This is a genomic window from Albidovulum sp. (assembly GCF_049646345.1).
GTDB lineage: Bacteria > Pseudomonadota > Alphaproteobacteria > Rhodobacterales > Rhodobacteraceae > Albidovulum.
On the sequence record NZ_JBARVQ010000449.1, the window covers coordinates 1 to 1,928 of the forward strand.

Annotated in this window: 2 protein-coding genes; both read left to right on the forward strand. The window is 64.1% G+C overall.

Going from position 1 to position 1,928, the window contains the following annotated elements:
• Nucleotides 1–8 precede the first annotated feature (8 nt).
• Entirely contained in the window at nucleotides 9–1,238 is a 1,230-nt protein-coding gene (locus WBB85_RS11265) for a TRAP transporter large permease (RefSeq protein WP_432638710.1), read from the forward strand.
• 24 nt (nucleotides 1,239–1,262) lie between these two features.
• Nucleotides 1,263–1,928: TRAP transporter substrate-binding protein DctP (dctP, locus tag WBB85_RS11270; protein WP_432638709.1), on the forward strand; the 666-nt coding region annotated here is incomplete at its 3' end.

Genomic DNA, 1,928 nt, shown 5'->3' on the forward strand with positions numbered 1-1,928 from the left:
GTGGGGCCATTGCCTATGTCATCGGCGCCGGTTCCGTGCTGACCTTCATCGCGCTGGACAATGCCGATTACCTCGCAATCCTGCCGCAACGCATGTTCAGCCAGCTTGACGTCTTCGCTTTTCTGGCGATGCCGCTTTTCATCCTGACGGGCGAACTGATGAACCGTGGCGGCATCGCGCGGGCGCTGATCGACTTTTCGATGTCGATCGTCGGGCGCCTAAAGGGCGGTCTGGGTCATGTGAACATCCTGACCTCGGTGTTCTTCGCCGGTATCAGCGGGTCGGCCGCAGCGGATGCGGCGGCGCTGTCCAACACGCTGGTGCCGCAGATGCAGCGACAGGGCTATTCGCTGAACTATGCGGCCGCCGTCACCGCCGCCTCGTCGATCATCGGACCGATCATTCCGCCCTCGATCATCCTGATCTTCTATGGCGCGCTGATGAACACGCCGATCGCCGCGCTGTTCGCCGCCGGAGTGCTGCCGGGCCTGCTGCTGGCCGGGGTGCTGCTGGTGGTGAACGGGGTCTATGCCCATGTGCAGGACCACCCCGGTGGCAAGGGCGCCGACCTGCCGCCGTTCTGGCCCAGCCTGCGCAAGGCGCTGCCCGCGTTGCTGCTGCCCGTCATCATCCTGTGCGGCGTGCTGTTCGGCTTTACCACGCCGGCGGAATCCGCGGGCATCGCGGTGGTCGCGGCGCTGATCATCGGCTTTGCCTATCGCGAACTCGACCGCGCCAAGCTGCGGCTGGCGGCCGAGCGCACGCTGCTTCTGCTGGGGGCGATCTTCATCATCCTCTGCGCGATATCGGCCTTCAGCTATGTCACCGCGCTGGCGCAATGGCCGCAGAAAATCTCGGGCTTCGTGGTCGATCTCGGGCTGGGACGCACCGAATACCTGCTGGTGCTGAACCTCGTCTTCCTGCTTGCAGGGATGGTGATGGATGTAAAGGCCGCCGTGGCGCTTCTGGCGCCGATCTTCGTGCCGGTCGCGGTCGATCTGGGCGTCGATCCGGTGCATCTGGGGATCGTGATCTGCTTCAACATCACCGTGGGCCTTCTGTCACCGCCGCTGGGGGGCGTGATCCTGATCATCTCGACGGTCACGGGCGCGAATTACTGGCAACTGATCAAGGCGACATTCCCGTTCTTCGTGGTCGAAGTCGCCCTGCTGGCGGCGCTGGTGGCCTTTCCCGCAATTTCACTAGCCTTGCCGACATGGCTTGGCCTGATGCCCTGAACCGCTCTCTTGGGAGGAGACGACATGAAACACTGGAAAACAGCCTTTTCGGCCCTCGCGATGGCCGCAGTCCTGACCCTGCCGGCGACCGCCGGGACCATCAAGGTCGCGATGAACGGCGCCGAGGACATCGAGACAAATTCCGAATACGCCTTCGTCGTCGCCTTCCGCGATGCCCTCGCCGGCAGCGGCATGCAGGTCGAGGTGTTTCCCTCGGACGCGCTGGGATCGGAAAAGGAGCGGATCGGGCAGACGGCGCAGGGCCTTGTTCAGGTCAACCTTGCCGCCGCCACCTCGCCGGCGTCGATCAGCCCGATGCTGCGGGGTCTGATCATGCCTTTCATGTTCCGCAGCGCCGAGGAATTCGACGCGGTCATCGCCAAGACCGATCTGCTGGAGCGGATGAACGCGCCGCTGCTGGAAAACGGATTGCGGCTTGTGGCCTTCAACCAGCGCGGCCTCGATGCGGGCATTTTCAACGTGCAAAAGCCGGTCGCGACGCTGGAGGATCTGGCCAGCCTGCGGATGCGCGCGCTCGACAAGGGGCAGGTCGCGTTCTTTCAGATCCTCGGGGTGCAATCGACCGTCGTGGCCTGGGGCGAGGTCGCCAATGCGCTTCAGACCGGGATCGTCGACGGCTATGTGAACCCGCCCAATGCCGCGTTGCGCACAGGGCATACACAGTATCTC